This is a genomic window from Floridaenema aerugineum BLCC-F46, from assembly GCF_041929345.1.
Classification (GTDB): Bacteria; Cyanobacteriota; Cyanobacteriia; order Cyanobacteriales; family Aerosakkonemataceae; genus Floridanema; species Floridanema aerugineum.
In genome coordinates, this window is record NZ_JBHFNQ010000236.1 from 1 (window position 1) to 5675 (window position 5675).

The following is a 5675-nucleotide window of genomic DNA, read 5'->3' on the forward strand; positions in this document are numbered from 1 at the left end:
CTTCTTCTGAAGCTGTTAAGCGATATATTGACTCCCAAAAACGACGCTAATTGTTAAAGGAGGGGGCATCGAACCCCCTCCTTTAACCGTGCTTTCATCCCCACCCACTCTTGGGATGGGGTTTTACGCACGTTCAATAAAAACTCTGAAAATATTTAAATACGTAGTATACCCAGCCAACTCAACGAAAAAATGAAACAACAATGAGAAGAAAACTACTTGTTTACTCCAGAAGATAGATGTACAATTACAAATGTAACCGAAGGGGAGTAGCTGCTAGCGAATCTGAGAAATAGGGAATAAAGATTTGCCTAGCCCATCTGAATCAACATACTGGCGATGAGCCTGGTTCGGGTGACAAGTTTTTCAAGCTCAAGTAAAGTTTGAGCCTACTAATCTTGCAAGCGAGACCTTCACTAAGTTCACAACTGATGTGAGCTTGGTGAAGTCTATTTGCACTCATCAAGCTCAGTCAGGGAAAGCAGAAACACCCAGGAGAGTTTGAGAGAATGCTGACAGCTTTTACTGCTGGATTATTGTTAATTACAGTCTCAGAATTAGGCGACAAAACCTTTTTTATTGCGGCAATTTTAGCGATGCGTCATTCGCGGAAGCTGATATTTATTGGTGTTACCGCAGCCTTAGCAGCAATGACAATATTATCGGTTTTAATGGGACAAGTGGTGTCGCTTTTACCGAAATTATATGTTTATTATGCAGAAATTGTGTTGTTTGTTGCCTTTGGGCTAAAGTTACTTTATGAAGCAAGCATTATGCCAGCTAAAGGTGAATGTGACGAAGCAGAAGAAGCCTTAGAAGCGGTGAACAAAGCCGAAGCAAAAATCCGGCATAAAGAGAGTAATTTAGCAGTGGTAATTAAAGCATTTGTGATGACATTTGTAGCAGAGTGGGGCGATCGCACGCAGTTTGCCACAATTAGTTTAGCAGCAGGATACAATGCTTTTGGAGTTACCACCGGAGCCATTTTAGGGCATGGAATTTGTGCGGCGATCGCAGTAACTTGCGGTAGACTAATTGCCAAAAGAATTTCCGAACGTAGATTAACAGCTATAGGAGGAATGTTGTTTCTCCTATTTGCCTTAGTATCTTATTTAGAAGGTGTTTAAAAAGTTAATTGGTAACTGGTTATTCCTGAATGATTGTTAATTAAATCATCAGCAGGGGCAAGGATGTACAGATATTGCAATGACCAATTACCAATGACCAATTAATTGTTATTTTCCGGTTGTTCCTGAGTCGTAGGTGCAGCAGGTGCAGGAGAAGCAGCGGCGGCAGATGACGATGCTAATTTAACAATTTGGTCTTTATATTGAGCAGGAGCTAAATTAGCTGCGGAATTAAACAGAGATTTAGCATCCTCATTTTTGCCTTGTTTTTGTAACACCAAAGCCTTAGCTAAAACCGGGCGAAAATCTTCCTTATTAGCTTTAATCGCATTATCGTAAACATTGATAGCATCAGCATAGCGTTCCTGTTCAGCGTAGACCTGTCCCAACATCAGTTGCACAGAAATTACATTGACAGTGTTAGGCTTAATTTGGTTCAGGTTAGGAGCGCTTTCCAAAGTATCTTGCAGTAAACCAATAGCAGCTTCGGGACGACCTTCAGCCAATAGCAAACTGACTAAACCTTGTAAAGCCTTGACATCCCCTGGCTGAGATTCCAGAATAGAGCGATAGGCTTTAGCGGCACCTTCGCGATCGCCAGTTTGTTGCCGAGCCTGAGCCAGTAAAACCGAGTATTCCGTATTTTCCGGCTTGAGTTTCGCCAACTTTTCCAAGGGTTCGATCGTAGTTTTTACATCAGCGACTCCCAGACGTACCAACTCTAGCTGAGTAAACAACAATCCCTTAAGAGCCGTTTCATTATCAGGCTCTCGTTGTAGGACTAACTGATAACCCCGCGCCTGAGCAAGTAATTCCTCTTGCTTCCCGGCTGGCGTTTGAATAGATGCAGGTGTTCGAGCCGAAGAGGATTCTTGATTGGGCGGGCCACCCAAAAAAGGCATAATAGTGGGAATCACAAAAGAGATAGTCCCCAAGAGCAAAAACCCAAAAATCAACCAGCGACGGAGCTTTTCAGACACAAAACTTCTTTGAACTCTAATTAATATTATCAACTATGGGTCGCTGATGTAACCAAAACCAAACAGGTAGACAAGCCACCCAATGCTGACTATTAAGACGATCGTTAACTATAGCAAATAATTACTGAAACTTTACGGATGAAACAAGATAGATATTGCATTGAGTAAAATAGACAGGCGAAAAAACTTGTCGATCGCAATCAACTGCTTTATTAGAGTGGATTGTGAGCATCCTGTGAATTACGAAATGTTCAGCAAAAGAATAGAGTAGTAAATACAGGTTTTGGCTGTTGACTGGTACAGGGGGAGCAACCAATCCTCCTGAATCAAAACCAGACATTTTCCATCCCAAGCCAGAATGAAGTGTGTCTCCGCTCCAAGGAGTTTTTATGAGTCCCTCTCCCAATCCTAATCAGTTTCCTCAGTCCTCTAGTAATCCCGAACCCGCTCCAGCAACTGAGCTGCCAGTGGTGCGGCGGCCAAATCCGCCTAAAAGCGCCCCGACAGCCAAAAGCGAACCAACAGCAACAAGTGAGTCTAAAACCACTCGTGAAGCTATCCCGCCCAAAAGTCCCTCAACTCCCAAGAGCGAACCTAAAGCAACAGGTGCGCCTAAAACTACAGCTGAACCTATCCCGCCCAGAAGTCCTTCGACTCCTAAGAGCGAAACTACTCCTAAAATTGTTGCAGTTCACAAAAGTGAACCTAAAAAAGCTGAACCAACTCCAACTGTAGATCCTGCTCCTGTTACGCCAACAGCCAACTCAGACACAACTTCTGATCAAGCCAATACTACAACTGAGCAAGATAATCTATCACGGCTACAACCAATTCCTCCTCCGAGTGAACCCTTGCAATATCGAGCTATTGGTTTAGTACGGGGAAAATATGTTCCGAGTCAAGAACAGTTTACTCGTGGTAACGTGATTGTCGCAGATGGGAAACAGATTGATGCTGTCTTGCTAGGTCGGGTAATGAGTTTAGTCAAAAATCACTTAGATTTGGCAAACGAACACCTGTGGGTAGTTTATCCCAGAACCAGACAAGAACAAGGCGACCTTCATGTGCAAATAGTTGGCGTTTGGGAACCAGAAAAATTAGATAAAGAGCGTCTAGCTGCTGAGTCAGAAGCAGAAGCACCAGCAGAAGCACCAGCAGCGCCAGAATCGGCTCAACCAGCAGAAGATGGTTATTTTTCCATTCGTGGTGAAGTGGTTTTCCAATCTCAAGACGAACAAAAAATCATCGTCAAGATTAAGCAAGCAGCCAAGAAGGAAAGCGATAAACCTAAATTCTTCAAATTGACGCTCAATGGTCTTTTGGAAAAGAAAGCTGTAGGTTACTTCTGGGACTTTCAGGTAATCAGAGAAGCTGATGCTTTGGTAATTCGACAAGCACAAGATATTGCCTCTGTACGCCAGAGAAGACCAGGAAAACCGCGCCCCGGAGGAAAACGCTTTGGCGGTGGTGGTGGCCCTGGTGGAAAAAAACCTTGGAAAAAAGATCGTCCCCATCGTCCAGGTGCTCCAGAAGGTATTTCAGCACCTCCAGGCGGAGCCAACAAACCACTTCCCAAACCTGTTCCGCGCCCCAAACGCCAGCCTAGTAGCGAGGGGAGCAGTTAGGTTGGTAGAAGGGAACAGGGAATAGGGAATGGGCAAATGATACCTAGATCCCCCCTAGCCCCCCTTACCAAGGGGGGAATTTAAGACTTCTCTCCCTTGCACCGAGAGCACCCCTGCTCCGAGAGCGCCTATTCCAGTGCGATCGTTGCGCCCCAACGATCTTGGGGTAAAAATGCCCGATCGCTCGGAATAGGGGCAACTCTTTCGGTTAAGGTGAATTTTCCCGCACCGATCCATTGTTTGAGTTCGATCGCGACTTGCCGGGACAGATAAATGCTGGCGAGGGGAGCAGTTCTGACTTGTTTGCCTTCAATGGTGATCCGACCGGATTTTAGTTGAGCGTAGGTGACTAGTCCAAAGGTGGGACGCACGCGCCGGGGAATGGAGAAATCAACTACTGGTGCTACTAGTTCTTTGTCTTGGACGGCACATTTTTTGATGACTTCTTCGTGTAAAACTGGGATCGGGACACCGACTCCGAGCATTAGGGAGGGGCCATAGTTTTTGAAGTAGCAACCGCGCACCCAACGTCGCTCCATTTGTTTGGCATCGCCGATTAAGGCGAGGGTGGCAGCAGGACCGATCGGGGTTTGATTAGGTAAGCGTTTTTGGAGGGTAAAGTTTTGTGTGCCTTCCCAGGCTATGTATCCAATGCCACCACCCAGGAAAATCCGGGTGCCGATGCCGATCGTTTCTAGGTTGGGGTCGTTGAATAGGGGGGATATGGCTCCGGGGTTGGAATAGACGGCGTTACCCAGTCGGGGTTGTAGTGGGCCAAGGTAGGTGTAAAGTGGTCGATCGCCTCCGTTAACTCCGACAATAAAATTTTGGTAGATATTTCGCGGATTATATAGATAAAATTGGTTGATTGTATCGCGGGTAATTGTGGTTTCAAAGGAAGCGCGGGGATAACAGTCGGTGACTTGTCCGATCGCTCTTAAATGCACAGTTTTTCCGGCAATTAAATCTTCAATTACATGACCACCACCCCGTTCTTTTGATTCTTCTTCTAAACCATCACCACGTTCGTAATCTACGCTTTGAGTCGCTCCTAAATACAAATCTACTGCCCCAAAACCAGAATAAGCCAAAATTCCATCTAACCAACAAGAGCGAATTTTAATCGGGGGATCGGTATGACCTAAGTTAATAATCGCCCCTGATGATTCCATTGGTTCAAAGGTGCCAGTGGTAATTACATCCACTTCTTTCGCTGCTTGGGTGACACCAACTTCTGCAACTCGGACTTTTAATTCCTCTACTGTCCACACCACTACCGTTTGATTGTTTATTTTCTCGTTAATCTCAGCAATAGTTCGCATAAAATACCAATTATCTAACTTTTCAATCAGGATAGAAACTCGATCGCAGAGAATGTTTTTTAAGGAAGGCGATCGTCTTTTGTACCGCTGCATTTCTCTGTTTTACTTTTGCATATTTGAATTATCCCTGAATCGGCATAAATAGCAAAAACCTCAGCTTTTAGGCTGAGGCTCATTGAGGAGAATTCCGATAATCGACGCGATTCACTTTGGTTCAAATCTTCTTAATCCTTAGCTAACCCCAAAGGCAGTCAAAACTAACAAGCTAACGAACAAAACTGAAACAGCACCTTGGAAAAGGTATCTTTGCTGTTGCTCAACTGAAGGGTACTCAGCATAGTAAACGGTGGGTTCAACAGCGTAGTTGTTCAAAATCCCTCTGTCATCAGTGGTGTACATTTGTTTTTCTCTCTCTTTTGTTACCTTATGTAAATAAATGTAACGAATTATTTACAATATGTCAATAGATTAAATGAGTTGTGGTATTATAAAACTTCTCTCATTATATAAACAAATATAATCAGGCATAGTATCATATAACAATGAAGCTATCAGACTATGCTAAGCACTTAGGGATCTCATACCAAACAGCTTGGCGATGGTGGAAGTCTAACAAACTTC

General features: G+C 44.2%; 5 protein-coding genes. 2 read left to right on the forward strand and 3 right to left on the reverse strand.

Translation table 11 applies throughout. The features are described from left to right. The first annotated feature begins 509 nt into the window (after positions 1–509). Entirely contained in the window at positions 510–1127 is a 618-nt protein-coding gene (locus ACE1CC_RS33030) for a TMEM165/GDT1 family protein (protein ID WP_413274679.1), read from the forward strand. Positions 1128–1228: 101 nt separating this feature from the next. Here the strand turns inward: ACE1CC_RS33030 and ACE1CC_RS33035 are convergent, their stop codons facing one another. Beyond that, a complete protein-coding gene (locus ACE1CC_RS33035; RefSeq protein ID WP_413274680.1) occupies positions 1229–2107 on the reverse strand; it encodes a tetratricopeptide repeat protein in 879 nt (292 codons plus the stop codon). 389 nt (positions 2108–2496) lie between these two features. Between ACE1CC_RS33035 and ACE1CC_RS33040 the strand changes: the two genes are divergently transcribed. Then, on the forward strand, positions 2497–3732 hold the full coding sequence (locus tag ACE1CC_RS33040) for a hypothetical protein (protein ID WP_413274681.1): 1236 nt from the start codon (positions 2497–2499) through the stop codon (positions 3730–3732). Between the two features lie 128 nt (positions 3733–3860). Here ACE1CC_RS33040 and ACE1CC_RS33045 read toward each other — a convergent pair whose 3' ends face one another. Both ACE1CC_RS33045 and psb34 read right to left on the reverse strand, forming a co-directional pair. Then, positions 3861–5054, reverse strand: a complete 1194-nt coding sequence (locus ACE1CC_RS33045; protein ID WP_413274683.1) for a homocysteine biosynthesis protein — start codon at positions 5052–5054, stop codon at positions 3861–3863. Positions 5055–5285: 231 nt separating this feature from the next. Beyond that, positions 5286–5453, reverse strand: coding sequence for a photosystem II assembly protein Psb34 (gene psb34 / locus ACE1CC_RS33050; RefSeq protein WP_413274682.1), 168 nt, complete (start codon positions 5451–5453; stop codon positions 5286–5288). Between the last annotated feature and the right edge of the window lie 222 nt (positions 5454–5675).